Origin of the sequence: Paraburkholderia sediminicola, from assembly GCF_046026675.1 — a bacterium.
Taxonomy (GTDB): Bacteria; Pseudomonadota; Gammaproteobacteria; order Burkholderiales; family Burkholderiaceae; genus Paraburkholderia; species Paraburkholderia sediminicola_F.
The window spans coordinates 2,428,195-2,444,686 of sequence record NZ_JAQQEY010000002.1 but is presented as its reverse complement, the minus strand read 5'-3'; the positions used below and the strand labels follow the sequence as shown (position 1 = coordinate 2,444,686).

General features: G+C 63.2%; 13 protein-coding genes. 8 read left to right on the top strand and 5 right to left on the bottom strand.

The window, feature by feature from the left end; genetic code table 11:
• The first annotated feature begins 28 nt into the window (after positions 1-28).
• Together PQQ86_RS30630 and PQQ86_RS30625 are read left to right on the top strand one after the other, a co-directional pair.
• The gene (locus tag PQQ86_RS30630; RefSeq protein ID WP_408279400.1) at positions 29-571 is read left to right on the top strand and encodes a putative pterin-binding protein; all 543 of its coding nucleotides are present in this window, start codon (positions 29-31) and stop codon (positions 569-571) included.
• Positions 541-2,409 (top strand): ATP-binding response regulator, encoded by a 1,869-nt coding sequence (locus PQQ86_RS30625; protein WP_408275598.1) that lies wholly within the window; start codon positions 541-543, stop codon positions 2,407-2,409. The genes PQQ86_RS30630 and PQQ86_RS30625 overlap by 31 nt, the downstream gene beginning before the upstream one ends.
• 80 nt (positions 2,410-2,489) lie before the next feature.
• Here the strand turns inward: PQQ86_RS30625 and PQQ86_RS30620 are convergent, their stop codons facing one another.
• From PQQ86_RS30620 to PQQ86_RS30610, 3 genes are all read right to left on the bottom strand, one after another.
• A complete protein-coding gene (locus PQQ86_RS30620; protein WP_408275595.1) occupies positions 2,490-3,344 on the bottom strand; it encodes a helix-turn-helix domain-containing protein in 855 nt (284 codons plus the stop codon).
• A 291-nt stretch (positions 3,345-3,635) separates the two neighbouring features.
• Positions 3,636-4,976 (bottom strand): type II toxin-antitoxin system HipA family toxin, encoded by a 1,341-nt coding sequence (locus PQQ86_RS30615; RefSeq protein WP_408275592.1) that lies wholly within the window; start codon positions 4,974-4,976, stop codon positions 3,636-3,638.
• Positions 4,977-4,978: 2 nt separating this feature from the next.
• On the bottom strand, positions 4,979-5,233 hold the full coding sequence (locus PQQ86_RS30610) for a helix-turn-helix transcriptional regulator (protein ID WP_054036490.1): 255 nt from the start codon (positions 5,231-5,233) through the stop codon (positions 4,979-4,981).
• 207 nt (positions 5,234-5,440) lie between these two features.
• Between PQQ86_RS30610 and PQQ86_RS30605 the strand changes: the two genes are divergently transcribed.
• The 5 genes from PQQ86_RS30605 to zwf all read left to right on the top strand — a co-directional run bounded on the left by PQQ86_RS30605 (position 5,441) and on the right by zwf (position 10,404).
• Positions 5,441-6,073 (top strand): cysteine peptidase family C39 domain-containing protein, encoded by a 633-nt coding sequence (locus PQQ86_RS30605; RefSeq protein WP_408275589.1) that lies wholly within the window; start codon positions 5,441-5,443, stop codon positions 6,071-6,073.
• Positions 6,074-6,168: 95 nt separating this feature from the next.
• Entirely contained in the window at positions 6,169-6,426 is a 258-nt protein-coding gene (locus PQQ86_RS30600) for a hypothetical protein (protein ID WP_408275586.1), read from the top strand.
• A 147-nt stretch (positions 6,427-6,573) separates the two neighbouring features.
• The gene (locus PQQ86_RS30595; RefSeq protein ID WP_408275583.1) at positions 6,574-7,677 is read left to right on the top strand and encodes a potassium channel family protein; all 1,104 of its coding nucleotides are present in this window, start codon (positions 6,574-6,576) and stop codon (positions 7,675-7,677) included.
• 97 nt (positions 7,678-7,774) lie between these two features.
• Positions 7,775-8,719, top strand: coding sequence for a bifunctional Delta(1)-pyrroline-2-carboxylate/Delta(1)-piperideine-2-carboxylate reductase (lhpI, locus tag PQQ86_RS30590; protein ID WP_408275580.1), 945 nt, complete (start codon positions 7,775-7,777; stop codon positions 8,717-8,719).
• Between the two features lie 203 nt (positions 8,720-8,922).
• Positions 8,923-10,404, top strand: coding sequence for a glucose-6-phosphate dehydrogenase (zwf, locus tag PQQ86_RS30585; RefSeq protein ID WP_408275577.1), 1,482 nt, complete (start codon positions 8,923-8,925; stop codon positions 10,402-10,404).
• Between the two features lie 25 nt (positions 10,405-10,429).
• Here the strand turns inward: zwf and PQQ86_RS30580 are convergent, their stop codons facing one another.
• Both PQQ86_RS30580 and PQQ86_RS30575 read right to left on the bottom strand, forming a co-directional pair.
• Positions 10,430-11,476 carry a response regulator transcription factor gene (locus PQQ86_RS30580; protein WP_408275575.1) on the bottom strand — a complete coding sequence of 349 codons (1,047 nt, stop codon included), beginning with the start codon at positions 11,474-11,476 and terminating at the stop codon, positions 10,430-10,432.
• A complete protein-coding gene (locus tag PQQ86_RS30575; RefSeq protein WP_408275572.1) occupies positions 11,469-14,933 on the bottom strand; it encodes an ATP-binding protein in 3,465 nt (1,154 codons plus the stop codon). The genes PQQ86_RS30580 and PQQ86_RS30575 overlap by 8 nt, the downstream gene beginning before the upstream one ends.
• Before the next feature lie 274 nt (positions 14,934-15,207).
• On the opposite strand from PQQ86_RS30575, the gene urtA reads away from it, so the two are divergent.
• Positions 15,208-16,473 (top strand): urea ABC transporter substrate-binding protein, encoded by a 1,266-nt coding sequence (gene urtA / locus PQQ86_RS30570; protein WP_408275569.1) that lies wholly within the window; start codon positions 15,208-15,210, stop codon positions 16,471-16,473.
• Positions 16,474-16,492 lie beyond the last annotated feature (19 nt).

Genomic DNA, 16,492 nt, shown 5'->3' with positions numbered 1-16,492 from the left:
AATAACGAACGATGGAATGGCCAAACAGATGACCAAGGTGAGCATAGCGGTGGATGGCAGGAAAGGCGCGGTCAGGGGCGCATGGTGGGGACTGGGTCTGATACTCGCTTTCGCCGCGTGGAGCGTGCAGGCGCAGGCAGAGTCGTTGCCGTTGTCGCTCGACGTGAAGGGCAAGATCAGCAAGACCAACGATGCGACGCACCAGCTTTATCACTTCACCGAGGCCCAACTGCTCGCGCTGCCGGCTCATTCGATTACGACCGCCACCACCTGGACGCCACGTTCCACCTTCACAGGACCGCTGCTCGCAGATATCCTGAAGACAGTCGGCGCATCCGGCAGCGCAGTCGAGATCCATACGCTCGACGACTATACATACACCATTCCGGTGTCGGACTGCGATCGCTACGGCGTGGTCGTTGCGTACAGCATGAACGGCCAGCGCCTGAAGATCAGCGACTTCGGGCCGCTGTTTCTTATCTATCCGCGCGACGCGTTTCCCGATGAACTCATGGGCGCGGCGGGCGATTCGAAATTCGTATGGCAGATCAAGGCACTCATCGTCAAATAACACGCCGCCGCTTGCGTCGTGTCCTCTACGTGTTGATCTGGCTGACCGCGCTTGCGGCGCCGGCAGGCGCGATCGGCTATCTGTTGTACGCGAACCTGCTCAATCCGCGCGCCACCGAACAGCTGACCGGTCAGTACGATGGTTTCTATTGGGATGCCGCGCAACTGCAGATCGCCTACGCGCGTTTCGAGAACCAGTTGCTGCTGTATCAATCCGGCGTCGACGACGACTATCCGCGGCTCATGCTGCGCTACCAGTTGCTGCAATCGAAGCTGCACGTGATGGCCGGTTCGACCCGCAGACTGACTACGCAGCTCGCGCTGCTGCAACGGCAACAGGACGAAATCCAGTCGCTCGATCATTTGCTGGATGGGATTCAGCCTGAGGTGGATGCGCTGCCGAAGGATCGCAGCCACGCCGATAAGATTGTCGTGGAGTTGCGCCAGCATTGGAACGAGGTCAACGATCTCGCGTTGAGCCGCCGTTTCGCCGACGTGGCCGACCGTGAGGCGATGAACCGCGATTTCATCGACAAACGCCGCATGCTGTTCGCGGGCGGCCTGTTGCTGCTATTGCTGTCGGCGGCCGCAACCACGCTGCTGGTGCTCAACGGTCGGCGCCGCACGCGCCTGATGCATCAGCAGCACGCGGCCCTTGACGCAGAGCATCAGGCGAGCCGCGCGGCGCGCGAGGCGAGTCTCGCGAAGGACGCGTTTCTCGGCATGATCAGCCACGAACTGCGCACGCCCTTGCATGCGATCGTGTCGTCGATCGAATTGCTGGGCTTCAACTATCACTCCGAGGCCGACCGCAAGGTCATTCAGCGGCTCGAAACGGCAGGGCGGCATCTCGAAGCGCAGATGAAAGACCTGACCGACTACGCGCGCCTCGGCGCCGGCAAGCTCGAGTTGCGTCACGAGCATTTCGAGCCGCGCGAGCTGCTGGCGTCGATCGTCGACGAACACGCGATGTCGGCCGCCGCGCGCGGCCTCAAACTGGAAAGCGAGGCGAGCGGCATGAGCGGCCTCGTCGATTCCGATCCGCACCGCATCCGCCAGATTGTCAATAACCTGGTCACCAACGCGATCCGTTACACCGAAACCGGCACGGTGCGAGTGCAACTGAGGCAGCGGCCGGCGGTGCTGATTTTCGTCGTCAGCGATACGGGGCCGGGCGTGCCGCATGCACAGATTCCGCTGATCTTCCAGGAGTTCACGCAACTGGACGCGTCGCGCACACGCCGCTTCGAGGGCGCGGGGATGGGGCTCGCGATCGTGCAGGGGCTGATCAGGCTGTTCGGCGGCACCGTCGAGGTGGCGAGCACGGTGGGCGAGGGCACGACCTTTACGGTGACGATCCCGGTCACGCCGGTCGCGGCAACCGCACCGCCCGGTGTGGCGGCGCAGGCCGAACCAGGCGGCGCGCGCCCTTGCGTGTTGATCGTCGACGACAACCGGCTGATTCGCGAGTCGCTCAGCGAAATGATCGCGCACATGGATTTCGACGCGCATGCCGTTTCCAATGCCGACGATGCGCTCGCGTGGCTCGACGCGCGTCGCTGTGACGTGGTGCTGCTCGATCTGCATATGCCGGATCGCGACGGTTATGCGTTCCTTGCGGATTTCACGGCACGCCCAGGACCGTCGTCGGGTGTTCCAGTGATCGTGGTGAGCGCGTATGCGCCGGAGGCGGATAGCGTAGGCAGTGCGGGTGGGGCGGCAGGGGAAGCGGGAGAAGCCGGCTTGCAGCCGTTCTTTGAAGCGTTATTAAAGCCAGTACATTACGAGGAACTGCGCAGTGCGTTGCAGCGAGCCTTGGCTTCGCGGCATACGGTGTGACGTGACGCCTTGAGGAAACGCAGTTGGAGGAGGGCTCAACCTGAGCACACACCTTCAGCCGCTTGCTGGCGCATGCAACATTAAGGCCGGTTGAGGCGCTTGGACAGATCGGCGACCAGGATCGCCATACGCGCGGGCTTTTCATAGCACGCGACGTCGTAATTGCGGATGACCTGGCTGATCTCCGATTCGCTGGCCTTGCCGGTCAGCAGTTCGCCGGTCAGCACGAAAATCGGCGCGTCCGGATTCTCCGACGCCCGCACGGCGCGGATCGCTGCCGCCGAGGTCTGCGAGCCGAACAGCCAATCGATCACAATGCCGTCGAAGATCTGCGTTTGCAGTTGTTCGGTGAACGCCGCGAGGCCGTAGATCGCCACCGCCGTGAAACCGCTGCGTTCGAGATAGTCGCGCAGGTTGTCGGCGGAGGCCTGATCGTCGTCCACTACGGCGATGGTCGGCTTGTCGGTTTCGGCGCGGCGTGGATAGATCTCGATCTTGTGGACTTCGTACGCGCTTTGGTAGAGCGTGCCGTCGTGGCGCGCCACGCGCCATTGGCCAAGCTTCGAGTACGCGACAAATTCAGGGCGGCTGCCCGGTTCGAGCGCGGCGCCGACCCATGCGGTGCAGGCCAGTTCGATCGCGCCGACGCAGAACAGCGCCTCCTGGGCGATGGCGCCGACCATGCCCGGATCGAGCGACTGTGCGCCGAATAGCTGGGCGGCAGGTTCGCCGAACACCTCGGCAACCTTCTTGATCTGCGAGAGGGTCCACGGGCTGTTGCCGCGCAACTTGCGGTGTCCCTGCGAAAAACTCAGATCGAGGATGCGGCATAGCTCAGTGGTCTGCTGGCGTTTGCCGATTCCGTGCCGGCTCATCAACTCGCGCACGCGCTCGGCGACGGCAATGGAGTCAGGTGAGTTTGTTTCGTTGGTCATACTGCGTGAGGATCTGCCTTCTTGAAGGGTGGCTGGGGGCATGCGATATGGCATGCGCAGCGCGGCCATGCACATTGGATGCGCATTGACGCGGCTACGCGGGGGACAGCAAATGTACCGTAAAAAGTCTCACGGCCTGTGTTTTGGTATGACCGCCGCCAAACCTGTCGGTAGGAGGCGCGAACAGACGAATTCGGCGATCTGTTTATGCCTTTAGCATCGAATGTATTTTACCGATTAAACCGGGAGGAATCTGTAAGTAATTCCGATTGGATTTTTCCCTATCCGCCGTTACGCCGGCGGCATGGTGTCGAGCTTCGCCGCCGAGTTTTTCAGGCCTTTGAAAATCCGCTCGGCGACCTTGCCCGGAAAGCGCTCGGGCAATTCGGCCGAGACCCGTGCGATGACCTCCGGCGTCTGTTCGATCAGCCGCTGGATCAGCGGTTCGGCGTTCGCGCCGTATGAGCACCGTAGCGCCATGGTGTTGAAGTGGCGCCGCTGCACGTCGCGGAAGGCGTCGTGTTTGCTGCGCGACCACATCCCCATGGCGAGCCTGGCCTTGAACCATGACCACTGGTTCGGGCCGTTGCCTTCCACCGGCCAGATCGACATCACGTCGTAAAGCGGTGTGAGACGGTACTGGCCGCCCGCCAGCAGGCGAATGCTGAAGTTCTTGGCATGGCCGTCCGGCGCCGCCAGCATCCAGAACAGGATCTGGCTGGCCAGCAGCGTCTCGATGTCCTGTTGCGCCGACACCGATTGCTGGAGAATCCGCGCGAGGTCCAGCATGCCCGGGCCGCCTTCGTTTTCATACTTGCGATGCGGCGGCACGCCGTACACCTGGCAGAAGTCCTCCTGCGGCAGGCGCAGCAGCCATTGCCCGCTCGAATGCAGTTGCCGGTCGAAGCGTTCGACGCTCAGCACCCGCTGCTTGCCGAACGTCATGATCTCGGTGTTAGCCACCGGCAGGCCATAGGCGCGCAGAATCCGCAGACACAGCCATTCGTTTTCGACCGAGGTGCTGAGGTCGGCGAGCTTGTTGCCGACCAGCCCAAGTGGCAGCTTGAAAATGTGCGTGGTAGGCGTGGCGCCATGCGGGCGTTGCCATTTGCCGTCGTGCCACAGCAGCGCGGTTTTCTCCTGCGCGCCGGCGAGCGAGATGCGGAAATCGTCCGCTTCGTCGGCCGCGCCGAGGGCGGGGGTGCTGACGGTACGGGCCAGCATGGTCTCGATCTCGTTGTCGGAGAGCGGCGTGCCCTCGATGCGTTCGACGCCGGCCGGCGCGTCGTCTTCGGCCAGCAATTGGACGGCGCCCACGCAATCGCGGCCGATTGCTTGCAGCAGATCGAACGCATCGAGCGTATCGGTCTGGTAGCGCTGGGCGATGCGCTTTCTGATCGCCTCACTATCGGGGAGCAGATTGTCGAAATAGTTGAGCACCCGTGGCCCTTTGTTCGCCACGTTGCTTGGCGCGAACGGCAGCGAGAGCGAAAGCGGTCGGCCCGCGGGTGAGGCGACCCATGCGGGGTCGTAAGCGAACTCCATGGGGCCGCGGGTGGGCAGGCGCCAGACGCCGACGCGCTCGCCGTTGGCCCACACCGAAAGCGCCCGCGAATGCGTTTGGCGGCCCATGCTTACCACTCGACTAAAGGCGCCGGTTCAGGCACCGGCTGGTTTTTGTCGCGCACTTGCAATTGCAGCCCGTAGGCGCCGCACAGCGCCAGCAATTGTGCGAGGGTAAGGGCGGTGGCGTCGGTTTCCAGCGCCGAGATGCGGCTCTGGCTGACGCCGATGCGCGCGGCGGCGTCAGCCTGGGTGAGGCCGGCCTGGCGCCGGCCGGCAGCGAGCAGCTGGGCCATCTGGTCCGGCGTGGCGACAAGGTGGATCATGGCAAATTATCCGCGAGACGAATAAACACACTTTATGCGTCGCACAGATATTTGTCAAACATTCGTGTGACGGATATTCGACAAATATCTGTGTGACGCATAAAAGGCAAATATCCGCATGACGAATAAATCCCGTCTACGTGCGCCCCTGCTGGACCGGCCGTGTAGCATGCTGTGAAAATATTTTCTGCCGACTCCGCGTGACTCATGAACCAACCGACACTACGCCACACCGACGTGCCGTATCACACGCAATGGGGCAGCCCCGAATGGGTGCGCCACATCGTCGAACAACAGGGCGACCCATGCGACGATCCGCACTGGCAGAAGAGCGGTTTTGCCGACCCGGAGCGCTACCGTTTCTGGGCGAAACGCCTGTGCGGTCTGACCTGCCTCGAATCCGCGCTCGACTACTGGCGCATCGAACACGCGCCGCGCGCCGTGTTGCTGGATGAAGCGTTGCGCTACGGCGTGTACCGGCTGCGCGACGACGGTGGCGTAGACGGTTTGATCTACCGGCCGTTCGCCGCCTGGCTCGGCGAGGCATTCGGTCTTCAGGTCGAGGTGCTGCCGCAGGCGCCGCTCGAAGAGATCGCCGTGCGTATCGACGGCGACACGCTGGCGATCGTTTCCGTGAGCCCCGAAATCCGTTATCCGGAGCGGCCGAATCAGCGCCAGGGCGGGCATCTGATCCTGCTGCACGGGCGCGATCGCGATGGCGTATGGTTTCATAATCCGTCGGGCATTGCGCCTCATCAGGCGGATGTCTATTTGCCGTTCGCAACGATGGCGCGTTTCTACGCAGGGCGTGGCATGACGCTCACCCGCAGCGCGCGCTAGACACAGCAGCCGGCAAGCCGCACGGCGAACGCAATGATCGGGCCCGTTTTCTGCTGTGGAGCTTCACACCGACTTTTGCGATACCGGAGCCTGACATGAAGCGAACCTATGCCGTGCTTGCCGCCAGCCTCGTCGCGCTCGGCGCCGTCACCGCAGCGCATGCAGCTTCCCAGGACGACCAGTCCAAGGCCTGCCGCGGCGACGCGATGCATTTCTGCGCTGCCGACATTCCGAACAAGGAAAAAATCACCGCCTGCATGAAGCAGCACCTCGACGAACTCAGTCCGCCGTGCCGCGCGATGTTCAAGGGCGGCAAGAAAGACGACGCTAAAGCCGACGCCGCTTCGCAATGACCGTAGCGGCGGCGCGCCGCTGCTTTTCAGTAAGACACGCTAATTCCTGCGCCGTAGTTGCAGTTGCGTGCCCGTGCTCCCGTGATGCGGCCCCACGGCGCGCCGGGCGTCGTAAAATCGCTTGTTCCCGATTCCCGGAGTAGCCGCGTGTCTGACCAGCCACACCCGCAGTCACGCCCGCCACGTTTTCGCCTGCCGCGCCGTGCCCGCACGCCCTGGCAGGCGCCGCGCGCCCGCACACTTTTCACGCGCCCCGCGGCGTCCCCGCAGCGTGTGCTGCTGCAGCGTATCTATCTCGTGCTCGGCCTGTGCGTGCTCGCCTTCGCCGTGCTCTATCTCGACCGCGACGGCCTGCGCGACGCCAACCGCAAGGTGCTCGGCATCGTCGATCTGATGTACTTCACGATGGTCACCGTCGCCACCGTCGGTTATGGCGATATCGTGCCGGTCACCGCCCGCGCGCGACTTATCGACGCCTTCTTCATCGTGCCGATCCGTATCGTCATCTGGTTCGTGTTTCTGGGCACCGCTTATCAGTTCGTCATTCAACGCGTCATTGAGGAATTCCGCATGAAACGCCTGCAAAAACAACTGCGCGATCACGTCGTGGTGTGCGGCTACGGATTGAGTGGTTCGGTGGCGGTGCGCGAGCTGCTGGAAAGCGGCTTCGCCGCGGAGTCGATCGTCGTCATCGATTCACAGCAGGACGCGCTCGAAGCGGCCACGGCGTTGGGCGTGGCGGGCCTGCTTGGCGATCCGTCGCGTGAGGATCTGTTGCAGCAGGCCCAGGTGCGGATCGCCAAAGCGGTGATTATCGCCGTCGGCGACGACGCCGTCGCGATCCTGCTTACGCTGACCGTGCGCAGCGTCGCGCCGGATACGAAAATCGTCGTGCGGATTCAGGAGCAAACCTATCAGCGCCAGCTGCGCCAGGCCGGCGCGGACGTGATCGTTTCGTCGACCAGGATCGGCGGCCTGCTGCTCGCCGACGCGGTGGACAGCAACTACATCGTGCCATTCGTCAACGATCTGCTGTCGGCGCGCGGCCGCGCCAATCTGATCGAACGTGTGGCAACGGCGCAGGAAGTCGGCCGCTGGAGCAATGCGTTGCCGGGCGCAGTGGTGGTCGGCCTGGTCCGTGCGGGACGCATGCTGTCGTTCTACGACGACGAGCCGTGCCCGATCGAAGCCGATGACCTGCTTATGGTGATCCAGTCGTCGCGTCCGCCGAGAGCAGACTCCTCGCGCTAGCCCACACTGCAATGTGCACGACCGGGTGCGCTGACTTACGGTTTTCTGCTGCGCTGAATCGAACACATCAACTTGCCTCGACAGGAAAAGCCCGCTTATGACCCGCCCGACTACGCAGATTTTCGACGCCGCCACCACCGCGCAGCTGATCCCGTACGCGCCGCTCGTCGACGCATTGAGGCGTGCGAGTATCGACTACGCACAGCAACGCATTGTGAGTCCTGAGCGGCTCGTCGTGCCGCTCAACGAGGGCGGCATTATGCTATCGATGCCGGCCACCGCGCCCGATCTCGCGATCCACAAGCTGGTCAACGTGTGCGCGAGCAATGGACCGCGCGGCATTCCGACGATCCACGGCCAGGTGATGGCCTTCGACGCCGATACCGGCGAGACGCTCTTCATCCTCGACGGTCCGACGGTGACCGGGCGCCGCACGGCGGCGATGTCGATGCTCGGCGTACACACTTTCGCGCCGGCAAGGCCGCGCGAATTCCTGCTGATCGGTACCGGCACGCAGGCTGTGAATCATCTGGAAGCGATCGGCGAACTGTTTCCCGATGCCCGTGTTTGGGTGAAGGGCAGTGCGCCCGCGCGGGCCGAAGCGTTTTGCGCCGCACATGGTGCGGATGGTGGCAAGGCGCCCGAACTGCAACCGCTGGCCGACTCCAATGCGGCCATCCCCGATTCGATCGACGTGGTGATCGCGCTGACCACCAGCAAGCAGGCCGTTTACGACGAAGCCGCGCGCGCGGACCGGCTCGTGATCGGCGTCGGCGCGTTCACGCCGGCCATGGTCGAGATCGGCGCGCGCACAATCGCAGGCAGCGCGCTGTTCGTCGACGACGAAGCCGGCGCGAGGCATGAAGCCGGCGATTTCATCCAGGCCCGTGTCGATTGGGCGCGGGTCGGCGGAATTGCCGCCGTGGTGGGCAACGTCGCTTTGTTGCCGTCGAAACAACCGATTGTTTTTAAAAGTGTCGGCTGCGCGGCGTGGGATCTGGCGGCCTGCCGCGTGGCGCGCGAAGCCTTGTCCGGCGGCTGATCGCGGACTGTTCGCAGCACCCGGCGCCTTGCGGTTCGGAGGTCCGGGTTGGCATCTTGCGCCAACCTGCGGCACATGTTGCCGTGCAAACAATCTCAAAACGTTGCACCATAGGCGTTTGCCAGAAAAAAGCGCCGGTCCGCCGGCGTTTTTTTGCCCTTTGTCTGTTGACTTGACGCCTACCACGACGCTGCGACCGCGCTATGACGACCCAACACGCTTCTGCCACTCCCAACCTGCCGCTCGACATGATCATCTTCGGCGGCACCGGCGACCTGTCGTTCCGCAAGCTGCTGCCCGCGCTCTACATGGCGCATCTGCACTGCAATCTGCCGCCGGAGACCCGTATTCTCACGATCGGCCGCAAGCCGTGGTCGCGTGAAGAGTACATCAGCGAATTCATGGAAACGAAGGCGAAGCCCTTCATCGAAAAGAAGGCGTTCGATGCCGCCGCCTGGGACAAATTCCTTGCACTGTTCGAGTACGTGCGCATGGACGTCGATTCGGTCGAGGACTACCAGCGTCTGAAGGAAGTGTCGCGCGAAGGCGTGCGGCGCGTGTTCTATCTCGCGACCTCGCCGGATCTGTTCACGAATATCTGCGAAAACCTTTCGGCGGCGGGATTGGTCGACGAGAATTCGCGGGTCGTGCTCGAGAAACCGCTGGGCCACGATCTGGCGTCCGCGCAGGAGATCAACACGGCGGTTGGCAAGCATTTCAGCGAAGCGCAGATCTACCGGATCGATCATTACCTCGGCAAGGAAACCGTGCAGAACCTGATGGTGCTGCGCTTTGGCAACGCGATTTTCGGTCCGCTGTGGCAGGCGCCGTATATCAAGCGCGTGCAGATCACCGTGGCCGAAGAGGTCGGGGTGGGCAGCCGCGCGGGCTTCTACGATAAAACCGGCGCGCTGCGCGACATGGTGCAGAACCACTTGCTGCAGCTGCTGTGCATCGTCGCCATGGAGCCGCCGGTGTCGCTCGATCCGGATGCGGTGCGCGACGAGAAGCTCAAGGTGCTGCGCTCGCTGCGTCCCATGACGCCCGAGGATATCGCGCGCGATACCGTGCGCGGCCAGTACACGGCCGGTGCGGTAAACGGCGAGCCGGTGAAGGGCTACCTCGAGGAAGACAACGTGCCGGCCGGCAGCCGCGCCGAGACTTTCGTCGCGTTGCGCGCGCATATCAACAACTGGCGCTGGGCCAACGTGCCGTTTTACCTGCGCACCGGCAAGCGTCTGCAGAAGAAGGTATCGGAAATCGTTATCGAGTTTTCCGAGTTGCCGTTCTCGATCATTCCGAGCGGTGGACGCAATTACGGCAACCGTCTCGTGATCCAGTTGCAGCCGGAAGAGTCGATCCAGTTGCAGATGCTCGCGAAGGAACCCGGCAGCGGCATGCACATGTTGCCGGTGAATCTGAACCTGGACTTGCAGCAGGCTTTCACCGAACGTCGCGCGGAAGCGTACGAGCGTTTGTTGATCGACGTGATTCGCGGACGCCTCACGCACTTCATGCGCCGCGACGAACTCGAAGCCGCATGGGCGTGGGCCGAACCGATTCTGGACGGCTGGGCCAAGTCGGGCGACAAGCCACGTGGTTATACGGCAGGCACGTTTGGACCGGCTGCGTCGACGGCGCTGATGGCGCGTGAAAACGCCGTGTGGGCGGAAGAGTCGCAGTAAGCAGCCTGCCGTAGGGCGGGGATCTTCAATACCGCGTGCTCGCCTTGGCGGCGATCGCCGCCGCCGCTGCGCGGGTCTCCACATGCAACTTGCCGAACACATGTTCGAGGTGCTTGTTGACCGTGCGCGGCGCCATGCCGAGGATGTCTCCGATATCGCGATTGGTCTTGCCGCGCGAAAGCCATAGCAGGACTTCCGCTTCGCGGGCCGTCAGGTTGAATTGCGCGCCGAGCGCGCTGGTGTGCGCGGCGTCGTTGAATTCTTCGAGCAGGATCACCCAGTCGCCACGCGTCGCGCGGCCAAGTACCCGCGCGACGCGGCGCGCGCCGTCTGCAGCCGTCTCGAAGGCGGCTTGCAGGTCGCAGCCCGTTTCGATCCAGCGCGCCAGCCATTGACTCAGCACCGGCGGCAGACGCGGGCCGGCTTCGATAAGAGGGGCCGGTAGCCGCGTGCCGTCGTCCGCCAGATTGTCCTTCACGTTGCTCCCCGCGCTTCCATTCCTCTCCTCGGTTTGCGCGTCGCTCGATCCGTAACGCGCGAGCCGCTGCCGCGCAAGGTCGCTCTGCCATCTGATTTCTCCGCTCGCGGCGGCAATCAGCGCCGCGCGCATGCCGATTTCGAGCACCATGTCTGCCTGACGCTGCTGGCGCGAGCGCTGCACATGCGCGGCGATGCGCGCGCTGACCTCGCTCGGCTTCACGGGCTTGGTCACGTAATCAATTCCTCCGACCCGAAAGCCTTGCACGACATGTTCGCTGTCGGTCAGCGCGGTCATGAAGATCACCGGCAGATGCCGGTTGCGGGGATCGGCCTTGATCTGCCGGCAGGTTTCGAAGCCATCCATGCCGGGCATCAGCGCGTCGAGCAGCACAGCATCCGGCGTGATGCGCGCGAGGCGCTGCAACGCAGACTGTCCGTCGAGTGCAACCAGCACTGCGTAGCCGGACGCCTGCAGCGTATCGGACAGCAGCGCGAGGTTGTCGGGCGTGTCGTCGACGATCAGCACAACCGGCTTGTCGTCGGGTAGTTCCGGTTGCGTATCAGAGGGCAGGAGCAACGATTCATCATGCATCGGGATTGACCTGCTGGGTAGGCGCGAGCAATTGCGCGAGTTCAGTCAGCCGGAATCGTCGCGCGAGAGTGCGCAACGGTTCGAGCAGGGTAGCCAACTCCGGCGCGCCGCTCTCCGCCGCGTCGAGTTGTTCGATGAAGCCCTGCACGTAGCCCATTTCAAGCTGCGCATGCAGTTTCTCGCGCAGGGTGGCGGGCAAGCTTGCCGGCACACCGGTCAGCGAAACGGCGGAAACGGGCAGCGCTGTGTCGGTCGACTCGACGATCCACCGCAGTTGCAGCAACGCAGCCAGTTTGTCGAGCAGGAGCGGAATGTGCAGCGGTTTGGCGAGGTAGTCGTCACAACCGGCCGCGGCCCCTTTGTCGCGATCGTCGGCGAAGGCGTTGGCCGACAGGATCAGGATCGGCGCCGCTGACAACTGGTTGTCGCGAATCAGGCGGCTCGCCTCGAAGCCGTCCATGTCCGGCATCGAGACATCCATCACGATGAGGTCGGCCGACCCCGTGCCGAGCCATTGCAACGCCTCCGGTCCGCTGGCCGCTTCGACCACCAGGAAGCCCAGCGGCGCAAGCGTATGCGTGACGATACGGCGCTGCTCGGTGAGATCGTCGACTACCAGCACCGTACGGCGCGGCCCGTCGTACCCCTTGACGTTGAGCGGGCCGCTTGCCAGCAACTGCGGCGCGCGCACTTCCGGTGCGAACAGCTTGACGATAAAGCGGGTCCCGTTACCCACCTCGCTTTGCACCTGCAGGTTGCCGCCCATCAGCTCTGTGAGCAGGCGGCAGATCGTCAGGCCGAGCCCGGCACCGTGGTCGTGTTCACGTGCCGCCGCGCCGCGCTCGAACGGCAGGAACAGGCGCTCCAGTTCGGCAGCCGGCATGCCGGGGCCCGTGTCGGTGATCTCGAAGGTGAGGGTCTCCCACGCATAGCCGGCGCGCACCTTCACCGAACCGCTCGACGTAAAGCGGATCGCATTGCCGATCAGATTGATGAGAATCTGCCGTACCCGCTTCTCGTCGACGCGTACGACTTCCGGAATGCGGCCGGTAGTCTGGAAATCGAAGTGCAGTCCTTTGTCGGTGGCCTGCGGTTCGAGCATCGCCGAGAGTTGCATGACGAAGTCCGGCAGCGAAATTTCCGTCACGTTCAGTTGCAGCTTGCCCGCCTCGATGCGGGCGACGTCGAGCAGGCCGTCGACGAGCGCCAAAAGATGCTCGCCGCTGCGATAGATAGTTGCCACTGCGTTGTGGCGGGCGGGAGGCAGTTCATCGGTGCCTTGCAGCAGCAGTTGCGCGTAGCCGAGGATGCTGTTGAGCGGTGTGCGCAATTCGTGGCTGAGACCCGTCACATAGCGGCTCTTCGCGCGGTTGGCCGATTCGGCGGCGGCGCTCGCCTGCTGGAGTGCGGCGTCGGTTTTACGGTGTGCCTCGATTTCCTGCATCAGCAGTTCCGCTTGCCGCTGCGATTCCTCCTGCGTTACCTTGCGGTTCTCGTTGGCGAGCACCAGCCACCATGCGGCGATACAGCCGACCAGCGCGAGTGCGAAAAAGGCCTTCAGATACCCCTGCAGCAGTACGTCGTGGACAGTGGCGTCGAGATCGGGCAGGGTTCGCACGCTCTGATACCACTGCACGGCAAGCACGCCGCCAAGCAGAGCGAGCACGACGATCAACAGACCGGCGTACTGCGCGAGCCGCAGGCCGGCGGCACCGAGCCTGAGCCGTGGGAACAGCGCATGCATTGACTTGCCGAACTGGGCCGGCAGTCGCGCGTGAGGTTTGCAGGAGTCGTTGCAGCGCGAGTCGAGTGAGCAGCAGAGCGAGCAGATCGAACCGGCGTAGGCCGGGCAGTGCGCCATGTCTTCGCGCTCGAAGCTGTTTTCGCAGATCACGCAGCGCAGAACCGCGCCCGCTTCGAGGTCGCGACTGTCGCGCGCCAGATAGAAGCGCCCGCGTGTGGCGATCGCCAGCAACGGCGAGCAGACGAAGGCGACCAGCAGCGCGATGAAGGACGCCAGTGCTTCAGCGATCGCGCCGAAGACGCCCGCATGGGACAGCGCGGCAATCAGCGAGGCGATCACCATGGCACCCACCCCGACGGGATTGATGTCGTACAGGTGTGCCCGCTTGAACTCGATGCCGCGGGGGCTATAACCGAGCGGCTTGTTGATTACAAGGTCACCGACCACCGCGCCAATCCAGGCAATCGCCACATTCGCATAGAGTGCGAGCACCTTGCTGATGGCTTCAAATACGCCCATCTCGACGAGCAACAGTGCGATCAGCACATTGAACACCAGCCATACCACGCGTCCCGGGTGGCTATGCGTGAGCCGCGCGAAGAAGTTCGACCACGCGAGCGAACCGGCGTAGGCGTTGGTGACGTTGATTTTCAGTTGCGAGACAATCACCAGCAGCGTCATTGCGGCGAGTGCGCCTTCAGGCGAGTGGAACACGTAGTGATACGCGACGAGATACATCTGGGTCGGCTCGACCGCCTTCACCGGGTCGATTTCGTGCTCGATTGCGAGGAAGGCAAGAAACGCCCCGCCCAGCATTTTCAAAGCGCCAGGCACGATCCAGCCAGGACCGGCCGAAATCAGCGCGACCCACCAGCGGACGCGATTTGCACGTGTGCGCGGCGGCAGGAAGCGCAGGTAGTCGACCTGTTCGCCGATCTGCACGATCAGAGAAAACACTACAGTGCAGCCGGCACCGAAGGAGACCAGGTTGAACTCGCGGCCGTCCGCCGAAAGACCGCCGAAGGTGACCCATTCGGCGAGCAGGTGCGGCTCGCGCCACAGCACCACGGCATAGGGCACGACGAGCAGCACGAGCCACACAGGCTGGGTCCAGCCTTGCAAGCGGTTGATGAAGGTGATGCCGAAGGTCACCACCGGAATGATGACGAGCGCGCTGATCACGTAGGCGACCGATAGCGGGACCTTCAGATAAAGCTCGAGCGCGAGCGACATGATGGCCGCTTCGAGCGCGAAGAATACAAAGGTGAAGATCGCGTAGATCAGCGACGTCAGCGTGGAGCCCAGATAGCCGAAGCCGGCGCCGCGCGTAAGCAGGTCCATGTCGACGCCGTTGCGCGCGGCGTAGTAGCTGATCGGTATGCCGGTCAAAAAGATCAGGACCGAGACGGCGAGGATCGCGTAGACCGCGTTCGTAAAGCCGTAGTTCACCACCAGCGCACCGCCGATTGCTTCCAGCACGAGGAACGATACCGCACCGATCGCCGTATTCGCGACCCGGAACTCCGACCAGCGCCGGAATGTACGCGGCGTGAAGCGCAGCGCGTAATCCTCGAGCGTTTCGTCGCCGACCCATGCGTTGTAGTCGCGGCGAATCTTGACGATGCGCTGCGTGCCGCCGGACGGTGGGCGCGATGCCCCAGCTTGGGTGGCCGGGTCGGCGGGGCGCGGGGGCTGTGACTCTGTTTGGTGCATCGAGGCTTGTCGTCGACGGGTTCCGGGGCTAACGGTGCGGCCATGCAAATTGCATTCCATTCGAAGCCGGCGCGACACCGTCATGCCATGGGCGGCGCTGCGTCGGCACCGCTCGCTCGCCATGCCGACGCGATTATAGGGAGCGGATTTTTACCGCGCCCTACGTCAACTGACGTATTGGGCCGCGCAAATTGGCTACCTACCTTTCGTTCCGTCGACACCGCCAGCCGGTTCCCAGCGCGGGTCGCCCGATTACGACCACAAGGAGAATTCGATGTCACACGACGACCAGAACGAATCTGGCATGCCTTCGGCGCTGCGCCGCAAACTCTTGATGGGCCTCGCCGCCGCGCCCGCGCTCGCCGTCTCCGGTATCGCACGGGCCCAGCAGTATCCGACCGCGAAGGTCAACACCACGCGCCTCGCGGTGACCGATACCGAAGTGACAGTCGGCCAGTTGCACTCGGCAACCGGCACGATGGCGATCTCCGAAACCGGTTCGATTCAGGCGGAGCGTCTCGCGATCGAACAGATCAACGCAGCAGGCGGCATTCTCGGCCGTCAGATCAAGATCATTCAGGAAGATGGCGCGTCCGATTGGCCGACCTTCGCGGAGAAGTCGAAGAAGCTGCTTGAAAACGATCACGTGGCTGCCGTATTCGGTTGCTGGACGTCAGCGTCGCGCAAGGCCGTGTTGCCGATCTTCGAACGCGATAACGGCCTCTTGTACTACCCGACGTTCTACGAAGGGCTCGAGCAATCGAAGAACGTGTTCTACACCGGGCAGGAAGCGACCCAGCAGATTCTCTGGGGGCTGAACTGGGCGAACCAGACGAAGAAGGCGAAGAGCTTCTTCCTGATTGGCTCCGACTACATCTGGCCGCGCACGTCGAACAAGATTGCGCGCAAGCATATCGAGCAGCATCTGAGCGGGTGCAAGGTAGTCGGCGAAGAGTATTACCCGCTCGGCACCACTAACTTCAACTCGTTGATCAACAAGATCAAGATCGCCAAGCCGGATTGCATCTACGCGATCATCGTCGGTGGTTCCAACGTGGCGTTCTACAAGCAACTGAAAGCGGCCGGCATCACTGCGGACAAGCAGTTCCTGCTGACCATCTCGGTGACCGAGGACGAAGTGCTCGGGATCGGCGGTGAAAACGTCGCGGGCTTCTATTCGGCGATGAAGTATTTCGAATCGCTCGACAACGACAACAACAAGAAATTCGTCGCGGCATTCAAGGCCAGGTACGGACCCAAGTCGGTGATCGGCGACGTCACCCAGGCCGCCTATCTCGGGCCATGGCTGTGGAAAGCGGCGGTGGAAAAGGCCGGCAGCTTCGACGTCGACAAGGTCGTCGCCGCATCGCCTGGCATCGAGTTGAAGACTGCGCCGGAAGGCTACGTGAAGATTCATGCAAACCATCACTTGTGGAGCCGCACGCGCATCGGTCAGGCGCAGGCGGACGGTCAGTTCAAGGTGGTGGCCGAGTCGCCCGATCTGATTGAACCGAACCCGTTCCCCAAGGGTTATCAGTGAAACGCGAATCAGCCGCGAA

What these genes read in the sequence shown, in the direction of transcription:
- PQQ86_RS30630 (WP_408279400.1), top strand. Translation starts at nt 29, where the DNA reads ATGACCAAGGTGAGCATAGCGGTGGATGGCAGGAAAGGCGCGGTCAGG.
- PQQ86_RS30625 (WP_408275598.1), top strand. Translation starts at nt 541, where the DNA reads ATGGCAGATCAAGGCACTCATCGTCAAATAACACGCCGCCGCTTGCGT.
- PQQ86_RS30620 (WP_408275595.1), bottom strand. Translation starts at nt 3,344, where the DNA reads ATGACCAACGAAACAAACTCACCTGACTCCATTGCCGTCGCCGAGCGC.
- PQQ86_RS30615 (WP_408275592.1), bottom strand. Translation starts at nt 4,976, where the DNA reads ATGGGCCGCCAAACGCATTCGCGGGCGCTTTCGGTGTGGGCCAACGGC.
- PQQ86_RS30610 (WP_054036490.1), bottom strand. Translation starts at nt 5,233, where the DNA reads ATGATCCACCTTGTCGCCACGCCGGACCAGATGGCCCAGCTGCTCGCT.
- PQQ86_RS30605 (WP_408275589.1), top strand. Translation starts at nt 5,441, where the DNA reads ATGAACCAACCGACACTACGCCACACCGACGTGCCGTATCACACGCAA.
- PQQ86_RS30600 (WP_408275586.1), top strand. Translation starts at nt 6,169, where the DNA reads ATGAAGCGAACCTATGCCGTGCTTGCCGCCAGCCTCGTCGCGCTCGGC.
- lhpI (WP_408275580.1), top strand. Translation starts at nt 7,775, where the DNA reads ATGACCCGCCCGACTACGCAGATTTTCGACGCCGCCACCACCGCGCAG.
- zwf (WP_408275577.1), top strand. Translation starts at nt 8,923, where the DNA reads ATGACGACCCAACACGCTTCTGCCACTCCCAACCTGCCGCTCGACATG.
- PQQ86_RS30580 (WP_408275575.1), bottom strand. Translation starts at nt 11,476, where the DNA reads ATGCATGATGAATCGTTGCTCCTGCCCTCTGATACGCAACCGGAACTA.
- PQQ86_RS30575 (WP_408275572.1), bottom strand. Translation starts at nt 14,933, where the DNA reads ATGCACCAAACAGAGTCACAGCCCCCGCGCCCCGCCGACCCGGCCACC.
- urtA (WP_408275569.1), top strand. Translation starts at nt 15,208, where the DNA reads ATGTCACACGACGACCAGAACGAATCTGGCATGCCTTCGGCGCTGCGC.